Consider the following 20499-nt stretch of genomic DNA (forward strand, 5'->3'; position numbering starts at 1 on the left):
GTCAGCCCGCCGCTGCGCGGCGGGGCGTACTGTTTTCGCCGTGAAGCTTGCGAGTCAGGTGCGTGGTTTTCCCTACCGCATCTACGAGGCCCGGCTGTCGAAGCAGCTGGCTGGCAAACAACATCCGCGTCATGTGGCGGTGATGTGCGATGGCAATCGTCGCTGGGCGCGGGAGAACGGCTTCTCCGATATCAGTCACGGGCACCGGGTGGGTGCCCTCAAGATCGCCGAGCTGGTGAGCTGGTGCGGTGAGGTCGGCATCGAGATGGTCACCGTGTACCTGCTCTCGACCGAGAACCTGCGCCGCGACCGCGAGGAGCTGGAGACGCTCTTCGACGTGATCACCGACGTGGTGGAGGAACTGTCCGCGCCGGAACAGAATTCCACCGTGCGCATCGTGGGCGCGCTGGATCAGCTGCCCGAGGATATGGCGCGGCGGCTGCGCGACGCGGCCAAGCGCACCGACGGCCGCAATGGCGTCCACGTGAACGTGGCCATCGGATACGGCGGCCGCCAGGAGATCACCGATGCGGTGCGGTCGCTCGTTCGCCAGGAGATGGCGGCGGGCGAGACCGGTGAGGATCTGGTGCAGTCCATTACCGTCGACGCCATCGGCCAGCATCTCTACACCTCCGGTCAGCCGGATCCGGATCTGGTCATCCGCACCTCCGGTGAACAGCGCCTTTCCGGATTCCTGCTCTGGCAGAGCGCGTATTCGGAGATCTGGTTCACCGAGGCGTACTGGCCGGAATTCCGGCGCACCGATTTCCTGCGCGCCCTGCGCGATTACGCGGCCCGCCACCGTCGATTCGGAGTTTGAATCGGCCCGGTCCGGGGAACGGGCGGGCCGCTGACAACGGCCAGCACACGGTTGGGTTGCAGTGCAATGGCTTTGGGGTTCGCGGGGGCCTTGCTGCCGTAGCGTCGGATGGCATGGGCGAGGTGCGCGAAGGGCCGTGGACCGCCGTGAACGCCGCGGCGGTGGTCGAGTCGGATCCATATATTTCCTACGAGGAGTTCGGCCGCAGATTTCTGGAATACGCGGCCTCCGAACACCGTATCCAGGGTGCGTTCGGGCAATTGACGGGTGAGGCGTTCGATTTCGGCCCGATCGGAGTGGGGCCGGGCCGGATAGCGAAGCTGTTCGCGACCGTGCGGCTCGGTAAGCCGAAACTCGATCGGGAGGTGCGGGACAATATCTCCTTCGCGCTGAAGATCCCGCTGGAGGTGGATCTGCTGGTCGATCTCGCCGTGGACCGCTATCCGTTCCATGTGGACGGCAAGATCCACCTGCATCTGACCGTGCGCACGGCCGAACCGCTGCGCGTGATCATCGATATCGCCGAACCGCGCCCGAGCGATGTGCGGGTGAATGTGGCCAGCGCCTCCCGGCGCGGTGAACTGCTGCGCATCCTGGCCAGCGTCGATCACGAGATCCGTCGTTTCGTGGCCCGCTACCTGGCCGAGGAGATCCGCAAACCGCATATCGTGGCCGCCACCGATATCGATGTGGCGGCACGGCTGGACGCGGCCTGGAAGCTCTAGAGCTTGCGCAGCCGCAGCCGGTTGATGCTGTGGTCGGAATCCTTGCGCAGCACCAGGGTCGCGCGCGGGCGGGTGGGCAGGATGTTCTCCACCAGGTTGGGCCGGTTGGTGTTGTTCCAGATCTCGCGGGCCGCGCCGATGGCTTCCTGATCGTTGAATCGGGCGTAGTGGTGGAACGCGGAATTCGGATCGGAGAACGAGGTCTTGCGCAGCGCGAGAAAGCGCTCGATATACCAGTTCTCGATGTCCTCGATGCGCGCGTCGACATAGATGGAGAAGTCGAACAGGTCCGACACCATGAGCCGGGGACCGGTCTGCAACACGTTCAGTCCCTCGACGATCAGGATGTCGGGCTGGCGCACGCTGTGTTTCTGATCCGGCACGATGTCGTAGGCGATATGCGAATACACCGGGGCGCATACTTCCGACGCACCGGATTTCACCTCGGTGACGAAGCGCAGCAGTTTGCGGCGGTCGTAGCTCTCCGGGAAGCCCTTGCGGTGCATGAGGCCGCGGCGGGTGAGTTCGGCGGTGGGGTAGAGGAATCCGTCGGTGGTCACGAGGTCGACGCGGGGATGGTGGTCCCAGCGGGCCAGCAGGGCCTGCAGCACGCGGGCGGTGGTGGATTTGCCGACCGCCACACTGCCCGCGACGCCGATGACGAACGGCACCTGGCGGTCGGGGTGGGTTTCGCCGAGGAAGGTGGCGGTGGCGGCGAAAAGGCGCTGTCGGGCGGCCACCTGGAGGTGAATGAGTCGCGCCAGTGGCAGGTAGACCTCGGCGACCTCTTCCAGGTCGATCTGTTCACCCAGACCGCGCAGACCGATCAGTTCTTCCTCGGTGAGCACCAAGGGGGTCGACTTGCGCAGCGTGCGCCACTGTTTCCGGTCGAATTCCACATAGGGACTCGGCTCGCTCATCCGTGCCACGAAGCCTCACCATTCCCGTGCCCGGTCCGGTGAGATCCGGTCCACACTCCACGCATAGGCGAATTCTGCTCGGGTGCAACGGGGCGCGAAAAACCGGGTGTAGTTACTCGCCAGTAGCAGAGGGTGAGATATCCCACCCGGGCCCCACGTTTGAAACGCCGTCCCGGCGCTCCACCGGTCCCGACCGCCGCCGCGATCGCCCCGGGGCCGATAGTGTTTCCGGATATGGCAGCGCATCCCCTGGTTACCGACTATCTGCGTCTGGGCTTGGCCTTCGATCGGCTCGAGGAAGGGTTCGTCGACGCGTACACCGGCGATCCGGCCCTGCGTCGCGAGGTGGAGAACGCGCCGCGGCCGGAGCCCCGCGATCTCGCGCACCGCGCCGCGGCCCTGCGCAAGGAACTGCCCGAGGCCGGGCTCACCGCCGAGCGCACCGAATTCCTGGAGGCGCACCTGCGGGCCATGGAGTGCTCGGCGCGCAAGTTCGCCGGGGACGAGATTCCGTTCGTCGAGGAGGTGCGCGCCTACTTCGACGTGGATATCGCCCCCGGGGACGTGGCCGAATACCAGGAGGCGCACCGGCAGATGGACGAGGTGCTCGCGGGTGAGGGAGCACTGCTCGAGCGGGTGACCGCGCACCGGCGCGCGGACGAGATTCCGCCGGAGCGCCTGCGGGCGTGTGTGGACGCGTTCTCGGGCGCGCTGCGGGAACTGGTGCGCCAGCGCTATCCGCTGCCCGACCACGAATTCGTGGAATACGAGGTGGTGGGCGACAAGCCGTGGTCCGGTTTCAACTACTACCTGGGCAACTACAAGTCCCGGGTCGCCATCAACTCGGACCTGAAGCAGCACATGGCGAACCTGCCGCACCTCATCGCGCACGAGTCGTATCCGGGGCATCACACCGAGCACTGCCGCAAGGAAGCCGGGCTGGTGGCGGCCGGGCAGGCCGAGCAGACCCTGTTCCTGGTGAACACCCCGCAGTGCCTGATGGCGGAGGGGCTGGCGGATCTGGCGCTGAAGTCCATCGTGGGTCCCGGGTGGGGCGTGTGGGCGCAGGAGATCTACGCCGATCTCGGCCTGCGCTTCGACGGTGAACGCGCCGAACGCCTGTCGAACGCCTCCGCGAAACTGCTGAACGTGCGTCAGGACGCCGCGCTGCTGCTGCACGATCGCGGCAAGGACGCCGACGAGGTGGCGGCTTTCCTCGAGCGCTGGAGCCTGGCGACACCCGAACGCGCCCGCCAATCCCTGCGCTTCCTGTCCTCCCCGCTGTGGCGCGCCTACATCTCCACCTACGTGGAGGGCTACCGCCTGCTCGGCGACTGGCTCGACCGCGCCCCCGACACGGACGACCGCTCGGAACGTTTCCGTCGTCTGCTGGACGAACCCCTCACGCCGGGCGCGATACGCCGAATGTCCTGAGGCCGCGCCGGAGCGCGCTGCCGTTGTGGAGCGTGTTGGCGTTGGCGGTTGCGGGGCGGGCTGGGGCGCGTGGTGGCCGGGGAGCGTGCGGGAGCTGTGCGGTGGCGGGGGCGAGCGACCGCTCGGTGGCCGCCCCCTAGACTGACCGTCGTGACCCAGACCGCCGCCTCCGTCAACAGCCAGTCGCTCGCCGAGCTCGACCCGCAGGTCGCCGCCGCGATGGCCGAAGAGCTCACCCGGGAACGCGACACCCTCGAGATGATCGCGTCCGAGAATTTCGTGCCACGCGCCGTGTTGCAGGCGCAGGGCAGCGTGCTCACCAACAAGTACGCCGAGGGATACCCGGGTCGGCGGTACTACGGCGGCTGCGAGGCCGTCGACAAGGTCGAGGAGCTGGCGCGCGAGCGGGTGAAGGAGCTGTTCGGCGCGGAATTCGCCAATGTGCAGCCGCATTCGGGTGCGCAGGCCAATGCCGCCGTGCTCATGGCGCTGATGAACCCGGGCGACAAGATGCTCGGCCTGGATCTGGCGCACGGCGGCCATCTCACCCACGGCATGCGGCTGAACTTCTCCGGCAAGCTGTACGAGGTGCACGCGTACGGGGTGTCCAAGGAGGACCACCGCGTCGATATGGACGAGGTGCGCAAGATCGCCCGCGACACCCGCCCGAAGGTGATCGTGGCCGGCTGGTCGGCCTACCCCCGGCACCTCGATTTCGCCGCTTTCCGGGAGATCGCCGACGAGGTCGGCGCGTACCTGTGGGTCGATATGGCGCACTTCGCCGGTCTGGTCGCCGCGGGCCTGCACCCGTCGCCGGTGCCGCACGCCGATGTGGTGTCGTCCACCGTGCACAAGACCCTCGGCGGTCCGCGCTCGGGTCTCATTCTGGCCAAGCAGGAGTACGCCAAGAAGCTGAACTCCGCGGTCTTCCCGGGGCAGCAGGGCGGTCCGCTCATGCACGCCATCGCCGCCAAGGCCGTGGCCTTCAAGATCGCGGGCGGTGCGGAGTTCCAGGAGCGTCAGCAGCGCACCCTGTCCGGCGCGAAGATCCTGGCCGAGCGGCTCACCGGCGCGGACGTCAAGGACAAGGGCATCACCGTGCTCACCGGCGGCACCGATGTGCACCTGGTGCTGGTCGATCTGCGCAATTCGGCGCTGGACGGCCAGCAGGGTGAGGATCTGCTGCACGAGGTCGGAATCACCGTGAACCGCAATGCCGTTCCGTTCGACCCGCGCCCGCCGATGGTCACCTCGGGCCTGCGCATCGGCACCGCCGCGCTGGCCACCCGCGGCTTCGGCGACACCGAGTTCACCGAGGTCGCCGATATCATCGCCACCGCCCTCGCCGGAGGCGACGTCCCCACGCTGCGCGCCCGGGTCGCCAAGCTGGCCCAGGACTTCCCGCTCTACGAGGGCCTGGAGGACTGGAAGCTGCTCGGCTGATCGCGGCGGGAGAGCACAGCGGCGCTGAAGCATTGGGAGGGCCTGGTTGTCGCGCGCGACAACCAGGCCCTCGTCAGTCTCCGGGCAGCGGTCGGGAGCGGCGCGGAGATGCGCGCCGTCCGGATGCGAGTGCGGTGGGCAGTTTCGCGTCATCCGGCTCTCGCGGGTGCGGCGGGTAGGTTCGCCGCCGTCGGGGTCTCGCAGGAGTGCGATGCGTGGGCGCGCGATATCGGGGCCGGTCCTCGACTGAGCGGGCGAGCTGATCGCCGACGCGGGGGGCATGCCGGTCGGCGACTGAGCGGCGAGCTGATCGCCGATGCGGGGGCATGCCGGGCGGTGCGGCGCGCTACCGGGGGGCGCGGTCGGCGCTCGCGTTGTGAGCTGGGCGGCCGAGCGGATGTGGCCGAGGGATTCGGTTGCCGGGCTCCTACCAGCTCCAGAACTTGCGCGGCCCCTCCGTGAGTGCGGGCGCTTCGGCGGCCACCGTGCGGATCAGCCGCTTCGGCGACGGGTTGACCCACTGCTGTTCCCGCGCTTCGGTTTTCAGCACCACGGTGGGCACCGTCTCGTTGCCGTCGGCGACCGAGCGCACGAACGCGGCCGCGTCCGGGTCCTTCCAGATGTCGATCTCGCTGTGCACGATGCCGTGGCGGTTGAGCACCCGCCGCATCCGGGAGCAGTACGGACAGCCCGCGCGGCGGTAAACTAGCAGCTCCGGGGCGGAATCGGCGGTCATGTCCGGAGTCTAGGTCAGGGCGTGGATGTGCGCAGCCAGTCGAGCAGAGCGGCGGTGACCTCCGCGGGCCGCTCCTCCATGACGTAGTGGTCGGCTCCGGCGATCTGGGTCAGGGTGGCGTTCGGCAGCCGCCGCACCAGATCCGCGGCGATCGACCAGGGGCACGGGACGTCCCGGTCGCCCCAGATCACCGCCGTGGGGCAGCGAATGGGGGAGAGGTCGGCGAGCTGCGGGCGCAGCCGCACACTGTATCCCGCGAAGAACTCGACGAAACGCTCTCTGCCCTCGGGGGTGTCCATCCACCCCACGTACCGTTCGAGCTGTTCGGTGTCGAAGGCCCCGGCCCGCACATAGCGCCGCATGAGGGAGCGATTGATGCTCCCCACCGGCGTGCGCAGCAGCACTCGGCGCAGCAAGCGCCGCCGCGCGGGCACGGTCAGGCTCGCGAACAGCAGATAGTAGGCCGGTGGGAAGGTGCGGTGGGCCCGGGAATTGAGAATCGCCAAGCGCCGCAACCGATTCGGATCACGCACCGCGAGCCCGAGCGCCAGATGTCCGCCGTAGTCGTGGCCTGCCAGCTCCACCGGTCCCGGTGCCAGTGTGTCGAGCACCCGCGCGAGGCGCTCCACCTCCCGGTCGTATGTGCAGTCGGCCCCCGGCGCGCTCCGATTCGCCCCATCCGAACCAGTCCGGCGCGAGCACCCGCCGCATCCGCGCCAGCGGTGCGATCTGATGGCGCCAGCACGCGTGACTCTGCGGATATCCGTGCAACAGCACCAGCGGCTCCCCGCTGCCCGCCTCGAGATACCGCAGTCGCGCCCCGTCCACCACGACGGATCTCAGCCGCTCTCCCGCGTCGGAGGTCATGGCCTCACGGTAGGTCCGGCCGGTCCGGGCTGTCGAGCGACACCGCTGGCAGCGGGGCCGAAACGGCTTGTTCGGCAAGAGATATGGCCGGAAACGTCATCGTCGGTGTGAACCGGGTGGGCCTCGGGCCGAACTCAGGAGTGCTTGACGAGGTAGTCCAGGTACATCGGGCGCAGCACCTCGGCGATATCGCCCTCACCCGCGTGCACGTAGTCGTCGAGCACCGGGAGCACGTACTTGATGTCCGCCTCGCTCTCCCCGAGGTTCCCGGCCGCGGCCTCGGCGGCCGGAATCGATTTCAGCAGCTCCCACAGGAATTTCACGTCGCCGTGCCGGACCGCCAGTTTCACGGCGCGGTCGTGCAGTTCCTTGGCGGAGAGCTTCTCGAGATCCTGATCATCGGCCATGGTTCGACTGTATCGGCTCCGGAAGCGGAATCGGCGGCGTGGTGTATCGCGTCGGCCGCCCGGTCGTGCTGCCATACGGAGATGGCAGAGCAACCGCGTTTCCAGGTCAAGAGGGTGTACGACCCGCCGGAGCCGAGTGACGGTCGCCGAATACTGGTGGATCGGCTGTGGCCGCGCGGGATCAGCAAACAGGCGGCGGAGATCGACGAGTGGGCCAAGGAGGTGACGCCCTCCGCGGCGCTGCGGAAGTGGTTCCACGCCGACCCGGTGGGGCGGCGGGCGGAGTTCGAGCGCCGGTACCGCGCCGAGCTCGCCGACGATGCCGCGCGGGAGATGCTGGCGCGGTTGCGCCACGATGCCGCTTCGCAAACATCGACGCTGGTCACGGCTGTGAAAGAACCTGATCACAGCCACGTTCCGATTCTCCTCGCCGAATTGGGCGAATCGCCCGAATAGGGCGTCCGTTAACGGGATCTTCACCAACACGCCTGTAACTCGGTAGGCCGGAAGTCCAATTCGGCTGTAGCGTCGGGGGTGCGGGTCGCGTAGAGGTGGCCCGTACGGGAGGTCCTGGTCGTGACTGAGCAACTCAGTGCGAGGGGGCCGGCACCCGGCCCTCGGGTCGACTGACCTACAGGGCGGACCGGCCCAGCGAGAACACCCGCGCGGGGCCGCGTGGGTGACAAAGGAGCCCACCGTGACTGATGCACGCTCCGTAACCGCTCCCAGCAGGGATGCCCGCACCGCGAGCACCGGAAAGGGAGTTCGCGCCTCGCAGTCGTCCGAATCCGGACGTAAAACCTTTGTCGTGGACACCTCGGTGTTGCTGTCGGACCCTTGGGCTGTCACCCGCTTCGGTGAGCATCATGTGGTGCTGCCGATCGTGGTGATCAGCGAGCTCGAGGCCAAACGCCACCACCACGAACTGGGCTGGTTCGCCCGCGAGGCACTGCGCATGCTGGACGATCTCCGACTCCAGCACGGACGACTCGACCAGGAGATTCCGGTCGGCGTCGACGGTGGGACCTTGCAGGTCGAGCTGAACCACACCGATCCGGAGGTGCTGCCGGTCGGGTTCCGCACCGATACCAACGACTCCCGGATTCTGGCCTGTGCGCTGAATCTGGCCGCCGAGGGTCATCGAGTCGTGCTGGTGTCCAAGGACATTCCGCTGCGCGTCAAGGCGAGTGCGGTCGGCTTGGCCGCCGACGAGTACCACGCCCAGGATGTGGTCACCTCCGGCTGGACCGGTATGACCGAGCTGGATGTCAGTGCGGCGGTGGTGGACAAGCTCTACGCCGACTCCGTCATCGATCTGGACGAGGCCCGGGATCTGCCGTGCCACACCGGCATTCGGCTGCTCGGCACCAACGGCAGCGCACTGGCCCGGGTGACTCCGGACAAGCGGGTGCAGCTGGTGCGCGGTGATCGCGAGGCGTTCGGTCTGCACGGCCGCTCCGCCGAACAGCGCATCGCCCTGGATCTGCTGCTGGACGAGAGCGTCGGCATCGTGTCCATGGGCGGCCGCGCCGGTACCGGTAAGTCGGCGCTGGCGCTGATGGCCGGACTGGAGGCCGTGCTGGAGCGTCGGTCGCACCGCAAGGTCGTGGTGTTCCGCCCGCTGTACGCGGTCGGCGGCCAGGATCTGGGTTACCTGCCCGGTTCGGAGAGCGAGAAGATGGGGCCGTGGGCGCAGGCCGTCTTCGACACCCTCGAGGGTCTCGCCAGCCAGGAGGTGATGGAGGAGGTGCAGGCGCGCGGCATGCTGGAGGTGCTACCGCTCACCCACATTCGCGGTCGGTCGCTGCACGACTCCTTCGTGATCGTGGACGAGGCGCAGTCGCTGGAACGCAATGTGCTGCTCACCGTGCTCAGTCGCCTGGGCACGGGATCGCGGGTGGTGCTCACCCACGATGTGGCGCAGCGCGACAACCTTCGGGTCGGTCGGCACGACGGCGTGGCCGCCGTGATCGAGAAGCTGAAGGGGCATCCGCTGTTCGCCCACATCACACTGACCCGCAGCGAGCGTTCCCCGATCGCCGCCCTGGTCACCGAGATGCTGGAGGAGTACGGACCCAACGCCTGACCCCGGCTACTGCCGGGCATGTGGTTTGCCTCACAGGTCGACGGGTATATTCCGGCAAAGTACCTGCTCGAAGCTGATTTCGGCTGACAGTGACGGTTTGCCGAACAGCTGCCGAATGTCGATCTGAGTCGCCGGAGGTGTCGTGGCAACGCGGCACCTCCGTGCGGCCCGTAGCGGGAGGATGACCATGCACCACTTCGCTCGACGCACGGCCGGATTCATGACCGCGATCGCCCTGGTGGCGCTGCCGCTCGCCGGCTGCGCCAAGGACGACAAGGATGCCAAGCCCGACACCGGGATGGCGACGACCACGGCGATGGCCACGGCCACCGAACACGCCGACGATACCCACGACAACGAGACCGACCGCAACGAGACCGACCGCAACGAGACCGACCGCAACGACGCCGACCGTGACGACACCCCGACAACGAAGATCCCCACCGCCGCCGGGGACATCGAGGTGTCCGGCTCGATTCTGGAGAAGTACAACGCCGTCGGCGGCGTGACGAGCCCGCTGGGCGAACCCACCGGGGAATCGCAGGACGCTCCCGGCGGCGGCACCATGCAGGCGTTCGAGGGCGGAGCCATCTACAGCAGCCCGGACACCGGTGCGCACATCGTCTGGGGTGAGATCCGGGACGCCTGGATGGCGAACGGCGGTCCCGGCGGCAAGCTCGGCTACCCGACCACCGACGAGATGGATATCGCGGGCGGTAAGCAGAGCGATTTCACCGGCGGCACCATCACCTGGGTGGACCGACAGATCACGGTGACCGAGAAGTAGTGTCCCGCCGCCTCGGGTTCGGGCGTACCCGAGCCCGAGGCGTTTCTGCCGCTCGATTCGTGCCCGGGGACGGCCCGCACCGCGCGCTGTGCCGCGTTTCCCGGACGCCTCCGGGCGGAGAGGTGCCTGTAGGGCATGCGCCGCTGCCTCGGATCGCACGGTGCGGAACCGGATCTGTTCGGTGTCACCATGTTGCGGACTCGAGTGCTTCGGAGTGTCGGCCACACTCGGAGCGCTGCTCGGTACCGACTGGTCGGCGGGGCGCTGGAGTTTCGCGGAGTGCCGCAGGGGACCCTTCGTGCGGCGCGCGCGACACGCTTCACGCGGCGGCGACACGCGGCGCGATGCTGGGTTTTGCGATAGCCGTTGCGAATACGGCGCGAAGATCCCCATGTTTGCCGCGCAGCCGCTAGATTGTGCCGGTGCAGAACGTGCTGTCCGACCGCGACCTCCTCGACGCACTCGCGCCGGAGGTGGAGACCAATCTGACCCGCCACATCGCCGCTGCCGCGGGGTGGCAGCCGCATGACCACGTGCCCTGGGACGACGGTCGCAATTTCGCCTTCCTCGGTGGGATCGACTGGGACCCCGCGCAATCCGAGCTGAGCGAGACCGCGAAACTGGCGCTCACCGTCAGCGTGCTCATCGCCGACAACCTGCCGTCCTACCACCGGGAACTGGGCAAGCACCTGCGGCGCGGCCCGTGGTGGCGCTGGGTCGGCCGGTGGACCGCGGAGGAGAACCGGCACGAGATCCTCATCCGCAACTACCTCATGGTCACCCGCGCGGTGGACCCGGTGGAGCTGGAGCGGATGCGCATGGAGCATATGACCCGCGGCTTCCGCCGCCCGCCCATGCACCTGCTGGACGTGCTGGCGGTCTGCGCCCTCGAGGAGACCGCGTCCGCGGTGCGGCATCGCAATACCGAGGCACTCGACGAGAACCCCCTGGTCACCGAGATCGCCCGGCGCATCGCCGTCGACGACGAACTCCAGGCGGAATTCTTCGCCAACCTGATCGCCGCCGCCCTGGACCGCTTCCCGGACCAGACCATGCGCGCCATCGCCGACCGCATCGCCGACTTCCGGGTCCCCGAGGCCACCCTCACCGACGGCCGCAGCAGCGATGAGGTTCTCGCCGACGCGGGCATATACGACCGCGCCAAGGAACCCGAACTCGTCTACGCCCCCCTGCTGGAGCGCTGGAACGTCTTCGGTCGCACCGACCTCGGCGAAACCGGCGAACAGGCCCGCACCGAACTGGAATCGCTGCGCCTCGTCGTCGCCCGCTGACACGTCGCGACCGCCCCGGATCCACCATCGCGCCCGCTCCGCCCGGAGCGGGCGCGGTCGTGTTCGCGGCCGCGCTCAGCGCGAGAACAGCGCCCGCGCCACTCCCACGACGGTCCCGCGCACGAAGTTCTCCCACGAGAAGTGGTCGTGCCACACGAAGATGCGCCCGTCGACGAATTCGAACGTGCCGCACACCCAGAAGGCCACTTCCACCGACCCCACCCGCAGATAGTCGGTGCGTTCGGTGAGCACGACGCCGTCCTCGGTGGCCGCGACATGGTGCATATCGGCGCGGAACCCGTACCGGGGTCCCGCGAAGCGATTCAGCACCCAGCGCACGCGGTCGGCCCCGCGCACATCCGGCAGCGAGGTGTTCTTCCAGACGATTCCGGGATGGACGAGGTCCATGGCCTCGTCGAGGGCGTTGACCTCGAGGGCGGCGAAGAATTCGCGCACCGTCGTGACGGCGTCCTGCCGCAGTTCGGGTAAGTCGGACATCTTCCGACTCTAAGCCCGGGCGCTGCCGGACAACAGTATTCGGCTCACTTCCGCCGTGCGACCAGTGCCGCCACCCCGTCGAGAATCCGGTCGATGCCGAATCTCAGCGCGTTGTCGCGTCCGGACTCCCCGGTCGGCCCGGCCGTCGCCGCGGCCAGCGCGGCGACCACGTGCGGAAAAGCCCGACCGTGCGCGGCCAGCACCGCCGCCATCTCCCGCTGCAACCGTCCTTCCGCGTCGGCGCCGTCGCCGCCGCCGATCTGCTGGACGAGGCTGCGCACGTGTCCGATCAGCAGCACCACGGTGTCGAACTGTTCGGCGGCCGTCAACCCGGTGTCGGCGAGCGCGTGCAGTGCGGTCTCCACCCAACTCATCTCGTGCGGGCCCATGACGTGCGCGCCTACTGAGAGTTCGATGGTCCACGGATGGGTGTGCATGCGCTGGTACAGCGTTTCCGCCCAGCGGCCCAGATAGTCGCGCCACGGTTCGTCGGCGTCGAGGTCCGGCGGCGCGCCCACGGCGGTATCGAGCATGAGGGCGGTGAGTTCGGCCTTCCCGGGCACATAGCGGTAGAGCGCCATCTTGGCGCAGCCGAGCCGCTCGCCGAGCCGCGCCATGGACAGGCTCGCGAGCCCTTCCGCATCGGCGAGGGCGATGGCCTCGGCGACGATGCGTTCCAGCGTGAGCGAGGGTTTGGGGCCGCGTTTGGGCCGCTGCCGGGTGCCCCACAGCAGTTCCGTGGTGGTGGGTGCCGCCATGGGGGCCATCCTTCCGGAAAACGGCGTTGACGTCTAACTGCGTCCGACATACGCTTTAATGCGTCCACGGGACGCAATTGAAGGGAACGTCATGCGCAGTACCTCGGTTCTGATCTCCGGCGCGAGCATCGCCGGGCCCACGCTCGCCTACTGGCTGCACCGCTACGGCTTCGACGTGACCGTGGTGGAGCGGGCTCCCGCGCTGCGGCCCGGAGGTCAGGCGGTCGACTTCAAGGGTGCGACCCAGTTGACCGTGCTCGCGCGCATGGGTGTGCTCGACGACCTGCGCGCCCGCCGCACCGGCACCACCGACACCCGGTTCGTCGACGCCGACGGCACCGAATTGGCGTTCATGTCGGGAGATTTCACCGGCGGCGAGCTCGAGATCCGGCGTGGTGACCTGGCGCGTGTGCTGTACGACCACAGTGCGGCGAATTGCGAATACATCTTCGGGGATCGGATCACCGGTCTGCGAGCGGATTCCGACGGTGTGCACATCGAATTCGAGAAGGCTCCGGCTCGGGTTTTCGACCTGGTTTTCGGCGCGGACGGAATACATTCCGGCGTACGGCGATTGGCATTCGGTCCGGAGCGCGACCACGTGCGCCATCGCGGCTGGTATTACTGCATCGCCGGTGACCGACCGATCGACCCCGGCACGCCGCGAACGCGGGAAACGGCCTATGCGTACAACACCCCCGGACGGCTCGTCATCGCGGGCGGACCGAAATCACCGCAGCTGTATATGTTCGCGTCCTCGGAACTCGACTACCCCCGGGACGACACCGCCGCCCAGAAACGCATCGTCATCGACAGGTTCACCGGAATGGGTTGGCGAGTACCCGAAACGCTCCGCGAACTCGAAGCCGCCGACACCTGCTATCTGGATTCGATCAGCCGGGTGCGAACGAAGAAATTCACCACCGGGCGCGTGGCGCTCGTCGGCGATGCCGCCCACGGTAATACGCTCGCCGGTTTCGGCACCGGCCTCGCGGTGGTGGGCGCATACGTTCTCGCAGGTGAACTCGCCGCCGCGGGTGGCGACCACACGGTGGCCTTCGCCCGCTACGACGAGATCGTGAAGCGATACCTGCGCACGGTCGACGGTGCCAACCCGGGACCCTTCCTGGCCCCGAAGACCGCGCTGGGAATTCGTTTCCGGAACCGGTTCCTGGGTTCGCGTGCCTTCGCGTGGATGGTGAAGTACAGCGACAGGGCCGCGAACGACATCGACCTGAGGGACTATCCGGAAAATATCGGTGCGAGATGACAATCATCGCACCCCGGTGCGTGGGTATGGCGACCGACGCCACCATACCCACCGACCGAGATATTCAAATGATGATGCCCAGTGTCGCCAGGGCGGCCACGAGTCCAGCTGCGCCGAGAGCGACGAAGAAGGCAGCGAGTCCAGTCAACATTGTTCTTTCCTTTCGTGGAACATCCGCTTTATGCGGACACCCAGCTAATCGGGAGCAATGCGTGACCCGTTTCACATTTCGTCCGGCATTCGGAAAATAGGTCGCTGACCGGGCAGGTGCCGAGTCCTGATTTTCAGCAGCTGCCCGCGCCGAATCCCACCTCGCCGGTCGTGAGAGTAATCAAAGTCCCAGCAGTCACTTTCGTACCAGCGGCGGGATCCTGTTCCGCCACCACGCATTGCCCGTCGTGCGGCCCGCGATCGGTGCCGCCCACGACCTTCGCCAGCAGTCCGGCCTCGGCGAGCAGGTTCTCCGCGCGGATCGGCCGCTCACCGCGCACATCGGGCACCGCGACCAGCGTCGCGTCCGCCCCGCCGGAGCTCTCCAGCCGACTGGATTCCTTCGAGACGAAGAACGACGCCCCGGACGACCGCTGCTCGCACGTGATGCCGACCTCGCGGGACAGGCACCGCACATTCCCGATCTCCAGATAGGAGTCGTAGGGCAGCGCCGCGATATCGCCCGGACCGTAGAACAATCCCTCGGTGGTGCAGGCGAACCGCGGCCCGTCCAGACTCAGGCCGAAGGCGGGCATCGGCGGCTGCGCCCCGGAACTCTCCGCGCACGGCTGCTCGCCGTCCGGAACCGCCGCGACGCGGCCCTGGCAACCGGCCTCGACGGCCGTATCGGCGAGCGCCAGCGGTTCGTCGAAGATGGCGCAGCGGAAATTGCCGCTGGGCGTCCGGAAGTAGTACCCGGGCGTGCCGGTCGGCGTATCCGCCAGGTGGTACGCCGCCGCGTCGACGGGCTCGCCCGTACTCGGGGCGGTCGTGGTCGGTGCGGTGGTGCCCGTCGTCGGTGCGGCGGTTGTCGTCGCGGTCGGCTCCGTCGCGGTGTCGGGCCGTTCACTCGAGCAGCCGGACAGCAGGGCGATCAGTGTCGCCGCGACCGCGACGACAACGCGCATTCTCACAAGCATCCCTTCGGGTAGGTCATACCCGCACGAGATTATTTGTCGTCGTTGACTTTTGCCATCGACAGCACGTCCAGGCGGCGGTCGAGTTCCGCGACGGACAGCGCGTCGCCGATGAGGCCGCGATCGATGACGGTCTGGCGAATCGTCTTGTGCTCCTGCAACGCCTGCTTGGCGACCGCGGCGGCCTCCTCGTAGCCGATGGCGGAGTTGAGCGGGGTCACGATGGAGGGTGAGGATTCGGCCAGCCGCTGCAGTCGCTCGATATCGGCGGTGAGGCCGCGCACGCACTTGTCGGCGAACAGGCGCGAGACATTCGCCAGCAGCCGGGTCGACTCCAGCACATTGCGGGCCATCATCGGGATGTACACATTGAGTTCGAAATGGCCGTTGCCGCCGCCCCAGGCGACCGCCGCGTCATTGCCGATCACCTGCGCGGCGACCTGGGTAACCGCTTCGGGGAGAACGGGATTCACCTTGCCCGGCATGATGGACGAGCCCGGCTGCAGATCCGGCAGCTGCAATTCGGCCAGGCCGGTGAGCGGGCCCGACCCCATCCAGCGGATATCGTTGGCGATCTTGGTGAGGCTGATGGCGACGGTGCGCAGCGCACCGGAGACCTCGACCAGCCCGTCCCGGGCGGCCTGCGCCTCGAAGTGGTCCTTGGCCTCCGACAGGGCGTCGAGTCCGGTCGACTTCTTCAGTTCCGCAACGACTTTCGCCCCGAACCCAGCCGGGGCATTGAGGCCGGTGCCCACCGCGGTACCGCCGATGGGCAACTCGCCCAGGCGCGGCAGGGTGGCGAGCAGCCGCTCGATCCCGGCGCTCACCTGCCGGGTGTAACCGCCGAACTCCTGCCCCAGCGTGACCGGCACGGCATCCATCAGATGGGTGCGCCCGGACTTCACCACGTCGCGCCATTCGGTGGACTTGTCCAGCAGCGCCAGCCGCAGATGATCCAGTGCCGGAACCAGATCCTTCACCACGGCCTCGGTGGCGGCCAGATGCGTGGCGGTCGGGAAGGTGTCGTTGGACGACTGCGACATGTTCACGTCGTCGTTGGGGTGCACGGTCACACCGGCCCGGGCGGCGATGGTCGCGATCACCTCGTTGGCGTTCATATTCGAACTGGTGCCGGACCCGGTCTGGAAGACATCGATCGGGAACTGATCGTCGTGCGCGCCGTCGGCGATCTCACCGGCGGCCGCGATGATGGCATCGGCCTTGGTGGTGTCCAACAGCCCCAGATCCCGGTTCACCACCGCGGTGGCGGCCTTCAGCAACCCCAGCGCCCGGATCTGCGCCCGCTCCAGCCCGCGCCCGCTGATCGGGAAGTTCTCCACCGCGCGCTGGGTCTGCGCCCGCCACAGCGCGTCGACGGGGACGCGGACCTCGCCCATGGTGTCGTGTTCGATGCGGTACTCGGTCTCCTCGCTCATGCACTCGACCCTAGGCCCGTGCGGGGGCCCGTGGGGATGCCACGCCTGAGGGGATCAGCACACCGAAGGCGGTTGGCGCACTGGGAATAAGCGGGGGTGTCGTTCGGCCGCCCGCCGCCGGGGCGGAGCGGGCGGCCGCACGCGGGTCAGGGCATCGGGGGAGCGGCGTCCTCGTCACCGACGAAGTCCACCGAGGAGTACTCGCGCAGTTTGGTGAGGCGGTGGTAGGCGTCGATGATGCGGACGGTGCCGGACTTGGCGCGCATGACGATGGACTGGCTGTAGGCGCCGCCGCCGAAGTAGCGCACGCCGCGCAGCAGATCGCCGTCGGTGACGCCGGTGGCGCTGAAGAACACGTCCTCGCCGGAGACCAGGTCCTCGGTATTGAGGATGCGGTCCAGGTCGTGTCCGGCGTCGATGGCCTTCTGGCGCTCCTCGTCGTCCTTGGGGGCCAGCTTGCCCTGCAACGCGCCGCCCATGCAGCGCATGGCGGCGGCGGCGATGATGCCCTCGGGGGTGCCGCCGATGCCGATCAGCATGTCCACGCCGGATTCGGGGCGGGCGGTGGCGATGGCTCCGGCCACGTCACCGTCGGAGATGAGGCGGATGCGGGCGCCCGCGTCGCGCACCTCCTGGATGTGGCGGGCGTGGCGCGGGCGGTCCAGGACGACGACGGTCAGGTCGGAGACGGCGGAGTTCTTGGCCTTGGCGACGCGGCGCAGGTTCTCGCCGATGGGGGCCGACAGGTCGATGACATCGGCGGCCTCCGGGCCGACGGCGATCTTCTCCATGTAGAACACCGCGGAGGGGTCGAACATGGCGCCGCGCTCGGCCACCGCGAGCACGGAGATAGCACCCGCCGAACCCTTGGACATGAGGGTGGTGCCGTCGATCGGGTCGACCGCGAAGTCCAGCTCCGGGCCGGTGCCGTCGCCGACCAGTTCGCCGTTGTACAGCATGGGCGCTTCGTCCTTCTCGCCCTCGCCGATCACCACGATGCCGCGCATGGAGACGGTCGCCACCAGCTGCCGCATGGCGTCGACGGCGGCACCGTCGCCGCCTTCCTTGTCGCCGCGCCCCACCCAGCGTCCGGCGGCCATGGCCCCGGCCTCGGTGACTCGGACCAACTCCAGGGCCAGGTTGCGATCCGGAGCCTCGCGGCGGCTGGATGCGGTCATGACGGGTGCCTCCTTGGTTGTCAACTGCTGCGTGAATTGTCGCATTGAGGTCGACGGCGGCATTCAGGTACTCACGTTCCAATTCCGTAAGTGCGGGAGGCGCACCTGTGTGCCGGGTCGCAGTACCCGGCCGTGGATACTGGGTGCGTGTCGTATCAAAAGCCGCGGATCATGAACGACTGGAAGGACCTGTTCTGGTCGTTGTTCCCGCTGGTGCTGATCTGCTTGGTCATCGCCGGGATCGCCAGCCAGTGCACCTTCTCGGCGAAAGGTCCGACGCCCGGGCAGATTCCGGACTTCGACGTGAGCGCCGCGCTGGCCGACGACGCCGCGAACATGCCGTTCGCCATTCGGGAACCGGCGCTGCCGGAGGGGTGGACGCCCAACTCGGGACATCGCGACACCATCGCGGGCACCGGCGGCGGCCCGCTGAGCACCGTGGGGTACATCACCCCGCAGGGCACCTACATGCAGCTCTCGCAGACCGGCGCCACCGAGGAAGCCCTCGCCAAACACGTGGTCGACACCCGCTACGCCACCGGCACCGAACAGATCGGCGACCGCAAGTGGGTGGTCTACGCCGAGCCCGGCACCGAAACCGCCTGGATCACCGACTTCGGCGACTCCCGCGTCCTCATCAAGGGCGCGGGCAACCCCGCCGCCTACACAACGCTCGCCACCGCCATCGGCAGCGCCGACCCGCTGTAGCGCTCCCGGATCGCGGGGCCGCACGTCGCCCCGCTCTCGTGGCCGTCAGCGGTGGGCGACCACATTGACGACGGTTCCGTTCGGGTCGCGAACGAAGAACCGCCGTACACCCCATGGCTCGTCGCGCAGGGCGTAGACGATCTCCGCCCCGGCGGCGACCATGGCGGCGTGTGCGGCGTCCACGTCGTCGACCTCGACGCTCATATCCGGCTGCGGTCCCTCCGCGTCCGGACCGATCAGGAGCACCTGGGCGGTCGGATTGTCGGGACTGGCCAGGGTGACGACCCACCCGAGGTCCATGACCTCCTCGAAGCCGAGCGCACGGTAGAAGGCCCGGCTGGCGGCCATGTCCGCGGTGCGGATGTCGGGGACGGTACGGCGGATGCTCATCGGCTCACTCCTGATCGCGCCGCGCCAATGCGTCCTCCACACGCTGGCGCGCGCCCGCGAGGTGCTCCTCGCATCGGGTGGCGAGCGCCTCGCCGCGCTCCCACAGGGCGAGCGAGTCGTCCAGGTCCATGCCGCCCTGTTCGAGCATCTTCACCACGTTCACCAGCTCGTCGCGGGCGCGTTCGTAACCGAATCCGGCGATTTCGGCGAGGTCACTCTCGGTCATCGGTGGACTCCTTTCGGGGGCGGGGGCCGAGGGGTTGGCTGCCGAGCGCGGCGGCGGTGACCGCGCCGTCGGCGACGCGGATGCGCAGCTGACTGCCAGCCGGGGAATCGTCGATGGAGCGGACCACATGCCGCTCGCTGCCCGTAACCCGTTGCACCACCGCGTATCCGCGCGCCAGGGTGGCGGCCGGGCCGACGGCGGTGAGCTTCTCGCGCAGGTGCCGGGTGGTGGTGGATTCGGCGGTGAGCAGGTGCTCGACCGCGCGGCGGCCGGCGGTGCGCAGTCGCTCCGCCTCGTCGTAGCGCTGGTCGAGCAGACGCAGTGGCTCGGCCAGCACGGGGCGGGAGCGCAGCTGCGCCAGGGCGCGGGATTCACGGTCCACCCAGCCGCGCAGGGCGGCGGCGGCGCGTTCGGTGAGCTCGCGCAGCAGCGCCATTTCGGCGGCGGCGTCGGGGACGACCCGCTTGGCCGCGTCGGTGGGGGTGGCGGCGCGCAGGTCGGCCACATAGTCGCTGATCGGGTTGTCGGGTTCGTGCCCGATGGCGCTGACTATCGGCGTCTTGGCGGAAACGATTGCCCGACACAGGGTTTCATCGGAGAAGGGCAGCAGGTCCTCGACGCTGCCGCCGCCGCGCGCCAGCACGATCACATCCACCTCGGGGTGTGCGTCGAGCGCGGCGATGGCCTCCAGGATCTGCGGTACGGCGGTCGGGCCCTGCACGGCGGTATTGCGAATCTCGAATTTCGCCGCGGGCCAGCGCTGGGTCGCCACGGTCACCACATCGTGTTCGGCGGCCGAGGCGCGGCCGGTGATGAGCCCGATTCGTCTGGGTAGGAAGGGGATCGGCCGCTTGAGCCGCTCATCGAACAGCCCCTCGGCCGCCAGCAGCCCCTTCAACCGTTCGATGCGGGCCAGCAGCTCACCGATGCCGACGGGGCGGATCTCGGTGACGCGCAGCGACATGGTCCCGCGCCCGGTGAAGAAGGAGAGCTTGCCGTACACGACGACGCGGCTGCCCTCCTGCAAGGGCACCGGGGAATTCCGCAGCAGCTCCGGATCACAGGTCACCGACAGCGACATATCCGCGGCCGGATCCCGCAGCACCAGAAACGCCGTCCGCGTCCCCGGCCGCAGATTGATCTGCGTGATCTGCCCCTCCACCCACACCGCACCGAGCCGCTCGATCCACTGCGCCACCTTGATCGAAATGGTGCGCACCGGCCACGGATTCTCCGGAGAGCTCGCCCCCCGCTCGGACTTAGCGGCATTCACCGCACCAGTGTCGGTCACCGCACCATTGTCACGGTCCCCACCGACACCCCCGACGCCCACCCACGAAACTCCGCGCATCCCACCCCCCGACCAGCGTCCAGTCCGCCCCATACGTCAG

Annotated in this window: 22 protein-coding genes; 10 read left to right on the top strand and 12 right to left on the bottom strand. The window is 68.3% G+C overall.

Annotation, left to right across the window (positions count from 1 at the left end):
• Positions 1–40 precede the first annotated feature (40 nt).
• Positions 41–820, top strand: coding sequence for an isoprenyl transferase (locus FOH10_RS02440; RefSeq protein ID WP_143979466.1), 780 nt, complete (start codon positions 41–43; stop codon positions 818–820).
• A gap of 113 nt (positions 821–933) precedes the next feature.
• Positions 934–1545: a hypothetical protein gene (locus FOH10_RS02445; protein ID WP_051037681.1), complete on the top strand. Its 612-nt coding sequence runs from the start codon at positions 934–936 to the stop codon at positions 1543–1545.
• Here the strand turns inward: FOH10_RS02445 and coaA are convergent.
• Complete coding sequence (gene coaA, locus FOH10_RS02450) at positions 1542–2474, bottom strand: type I pantothenate kinase (protein WP_143979467.1); 933 nt, start codon at positions 2472–2474, stop codon at positions 1542–1544. The genes FOH10_RS02445 and coaA overlap by 4 nt on opposite strands.
• Before the next feature lie 225 nt (positions 2475–2699).
• On the opposite strand from coaA, the gene FOH10_RS02455 reads away from it, so the two are divergent.
• Complete coding sequence (locus FOH10_RS02455) at positions 2700–3899, top strand: DUF885 domain-containing protein (RefSeq protein ID WP_143979468.1); 1200 nt, start codon at positions 2700–2702, stop codon at positions 3897–3899.
• 150 nt (positions 3900–4049) lie between these two features.
• Positions 4050–5342, top strand: coding sequence for a serine hydroxymethyltransferase (gene glyA / locus FOH10_RS02460; protein WP_143979469.1), 1293 nt, complete (start codon positions 4050–4052; stop codon positions 5340–5342).
• Between the two features lie 427 nt (positions 5343–5769).
• Here glyA and FOH10_RS02465 read toward each other — a convergent pair whose 3' ends face one another.
• The 3 genes from FOH10_RS02465 to FOH10_RS02475 all read right to left on the bottom strand — a co-directional run bounded on the left by FOH10_RS02465 (position 5770) and on the right by FOH10_RS02475 (position 7352).
• A complete protein-coding gene (locus FOH10_RS02465) occupies positions 5770–6078 on the bottom strand; it encodes a glutaredoxin family protein (protein ID WP_143979470.1) in 309 nt (102 codons plus the stop codon).
• Positions 6079–6092: 14 nt separating this feature from the next.
• Positions 6093–6884: an alpha/beta fold hydrolase gene (locus tag FOH10_RS02470; protein ID WP_308212919.1), complete on the bottom strand. Its 792-nt coding sequence runs from the start codon at positions 6882–6884 to the stop codon at positions 6093–6095.
• A gap of 195 nt (positions 6885–7079) precedes the next feature.
• Positions 7080–7352: a hypothetical protein gene (locus tag FOH10_RS02475; protein WP_029931360.1), complete on the bottom strand. Its 273-nt coding sequence runs from the start codon at positions 7350–7352 to the stop codon at positions 7080–7082.
• An 81-nt stretch (positions 7353–7433) separates the two neighbouring features.
• Between FOH10_RS02475 and FOH10_RS02480 the strand changes: the two genes are divergently transcribed.
• From FOH10_RS02480 to FOH10_RS02495, 4 genes are all read left to right on the top strand, one after another.
• The gene (locus tag FOH10_RS02480) at positions 7434–7808 is read left to right on the top strand and encodes a DUF488 domain-containing protein (protein ID WP_143979471.1); all 375 of its coding nucleotides are present in this window, start codon (positions 7434–7436) and stop codon (positions 7806–7808) included.
• Between the two features lie 352 nt (positions 7809–8160).
• Positions 8161–9438: an RNA 5'-3' helicase PhoH2 gene (gene phoH2, locus FOH10_RS02485; protein WP_029931362.1), complete on the top strand. Its 1278-nt coding sequence runs from the start codon at positions 8161–8163 to the stop codon at positions 9436–9438.
• Between the two features lie 187 nt (positions 9439–9625).
• Complete coding sequence (locus FOH10_RS02490; protein WP_143979472.1) at positions 9626–10225, top strand: LGFP repeat-containing protein; 600 nt, start codon at positions 9626–9628, stop codon at positions 10223–10225.
• A 422-nt stretch (positions 10226–10647) separates the two neighbouring features.
• Positions 10648–11517 (top strand): acyl-ACP desaturase, encoded by an 870-nt coding sequence (locus tag FOH10_RS02495; RefSeq protein ID WP_244961545.1) that lies wholly within the window; start codon positions 10648–10650, stop codon positions 11515–11517.
• A 75-nt stretch (positions 11518–11592) separates the two neighbouring features.
• Here FOH10_RS02495 and FOH10_RS02500 read toward each other — a convergent pair whose 3' ends face one another.
• Both FOH10_RS02500 and FOH10_RS02505 read right to left on the bottom strand, forming a co-directional pair.
• Positions 11593–12015: a limonene-1,2-epoxide hydrolase family protein gene (locus FOH10_RS02500; protein WP_029931370.1), complete on the bottom strand. Its 423-nt coding sequence runs from the start codon at positions 12013–12015 to the stop codon at positions 11593–11595.
• Positions 12016–12059: 44 nt separating this feature from the next.
• A complete protein-coding gene (locus FOH10_RS02505; protein WP_143979474.1) occupies positions 12060–12773 on the bottom strand; it encodes a TetR/AcrR family transcriptional regulator in 714 nt (237 codons plus the stop codon).
• A gap of 91 nt (positions 12774–12864) precedes the next feature.
• Here FOH10_RS02505 and FOH10_RS02510 point away from each other — a divergent pair, with 91 nt between their 5' ends.
• Entirely contained in the window at positions 12865–14043 is a 1179-nt protein-coding gene (locus FOH10_RS02510) for an FAD-dependent monooxygenase (RefSeq protein WP_143979475.1), read from the top strand.
• 284 nt (positions 14044–14327) lie between these two features.
• Here the strand turns inward: FOH10_RS02510 and FOH10_RS02515 are convergent, their stop codons facing one another.
• The 3 genes from FOH10_RS02515 to glpX all read right to left on the bottom strand — a co-directional run bounded on the left by FOH10_RS02515 (position 14328) and on the right by glpX (position 17784).
• Entirely contained in the window at positions 14328–15161 is an 834-nt protein-coding gene (locus FOH10_RS02515) for a PASTA domain-containing protein (RefSeq protein ID WP_186000689.1), read from the bottom strand.
• 41 nt (positions 15162–15202) lie between these two features.
• Positions 15203–16606, bottom strand: coding sequence for a class II fumarate hydratase (locus FOH10_RS02520; protein WP_143979477.1), 1404 nt, complete (start codon positions 16604–16606; stop codon positions 15203–15205).
• A gap of 146 nt (positions 16607–16752) precedes the next feature.
• A complete protein-coding gene (gene glpX, locus FOH10_RS02525; RefSeq protein WP_029931375.1) occupies positions 16753–17784 on the bottom strand; it encodes a class II fructose-bisphosphatase in 1032 nt (343 codons plus the stop codon).
• Between the two features lie 171 nt (positions 17785–17955).
• On the opposite strand from glpX, the gene FOH10_RS02530 reads away from it, so the two are divergent.
• A complete protein-coding gene (locus FOH10_RS02530) occupies positions 17956–18492 on the top strand; it encodes a DUF4245 domain-containing protein (protein ID WP_228812472.1) in 537 nt (178 codons plus the stop codon).
• A 45-nt stretch (positions 18493–18537) separates the two neighbouring features.
• Here FOH10_RS02530 and FOH10_RS02535 read toward each other — a convergent pair whose 3' ends face one another.
• The 3 genes from FOH10_RS02535 to xseA are packed head-to-tail and all read right to left on the bottom strand — an operon-like array spanning position 18538 to position 20399.
• Positions 18538–18882 carry a VOC family protein gene (locus tag FOH10_RS02535; protein WP_143979479.1) on the bottom strand — a complete coding sequence of 115 codons (345 nt, stop codon included), beginning with the start codon at positions 18880–18882 and terminating at the stop codon, positions 18538–18540.
• A gap of 4 nt (positions 18883–18886) precedes the next feature.
• On the bottom strand, positions 18887–19108 hold the full coding sequence (locus FOH10_RS02540; RefSeq protein WP_039817016.1) for an exodeoxyribonuclease VII small subunit: 222 nt from the start codon (positions 19106–19108) through the stop codon (positions 18887–18889).
• The gene (xseA, locus tag FOH10_RS02545; protein ID WP_244961547.1) at positions 19095–20399 is read right to left on the bottom strand and encodes an exodeoxyribonuclease VII large subunit; all 1305 of its coding nucleotides are present in this window, start codon (positions 20397–20399) and stop codon (positions 19095–19097) included. Before xseA ends, FOH10_RS02540 begins: the two co-directional genes overlap by 14 nt.
• Positions 20400–20499: the final 100 nt, after the last annotated feature.

Source organism: Nocardia otitidiscaviarum, from assembly GCF_007362295.1.
GTDB lineage: Bacteria > Actinomycetota > Actinomycetes > Mycobacteriales > Mycobacteriaceae > Nocardia > Nocardia otitidiscaviarum.

Excerpts from the sequence above, each read along its gene's own strand:
- FOH10_RS02520 (WP_143979477.1), bottom strand. The coding sequence starts at position 16,606 with ATGAGCGAGGAGACCGAGTACCGCATCGAACACGACACCATGGGCGAG.
- FOH10_RS02455 (WP_143979468.1), top strand. The coding sequence starts at position 2,700 with ATGGCAGCGCATCCCCTGGTTACCGACTATCTGCGTCTGGGCTTGGCC.
- FOH10_RS02445 (WP_051037681.1), top strand. The coding sequence starts at position 934 with ATGGGCGAGGTGCGCGAAGGGCCGTGGACCGCCGTGAACGCCGCGGCG.
- FOH10_RS02510 (WP_143979475.1), top strand. The coding sequence starts at position 12,865 with ATGCGCAGTACCTCGGTTCTGATCTCCGGCGCGAGCATCGCCGGGCCC.
- FOH10_RS02465 (WP_143979470.1), bottom strand. The coding sequence starts at position 6,078 with ATGACCGCCGATTCCGCCCCGGAGCTGCTAGTTTACCGCCGCGCGGGC.
- FOH10_RS02505 (WP_143979474.1), bottom strand. The coding sequence starts at position 12,773 with ATGGCGGCACCCACCACCACGGAACTGCTGTGGGGCACCCGGCAGCGG.
- glpX (WP_029931375.1), bottom strand. The coding sequence starts at position 17,784 with ATGACCGCATCCAGCCGCCGCGAGGCTCCGGATCGCAACCTGGCCCTG.
- FOH10_RS02530 (WP_228812472.1), top strand. The coding sequence starts at position 17,956 with ATGAACGACTGGAAGGACCTGTTCTGGTCGTTGTTCCCGCTGGTGCTG.
- FOH10_RS02540 (WP_039817016.1), bottom strand. The coding sequence starts at position 19,108 with ATGACCGAGAGTGACCTCGCCGAAATCGCCGGATTCGGTTACGAACGC.
- FOH10_RS02475 (WP_029931360.1), bottom strand. The coding sequence starts at position 7,352 with ATGGCCGATGATCAGGATCTCGAGAAGCTCTCCGCCAAGGAACTGCAC.
- FOH10_RS02535 (WP_143979479.1), bottom strand. The coding sequence starts at position 18,882 with ATGAGCATCCGCCGTACCGTCCCCGACATCCGCACCGCGGACATGGCC.
- FOH10_RS02515 (WP_186000689.1), bottom strand. The coding sequence starts at position 15,161 with ATGCGCGTTGTCGTCGCGGTCGCGGCGACACTGATCGCCCTGCTGTCC.
- FOH10_RS02480 (WP_143979471.1), top strand. The coding sequence starts at position 7,434 with ATGGCAGAGCAACCGCGTTTCCAGGTCAAGAGGGTGTACGACCCGCCG.
- FOH10_RS02500 (WP_029931370.1), bottom strand. The coding sequence starts at position 12,015 with ATGTCCGACTTACCCGAACTGCGGCAGGACGCCGTCACGACGGTGCGC.
- FOH10_RS02490 (WP_143979472.1), top strand. The coding sequence starts at position 9,626 with ATGCACCACTTCGCTCGACGCACGGCCGGATTCATGACCGCGATCGCC.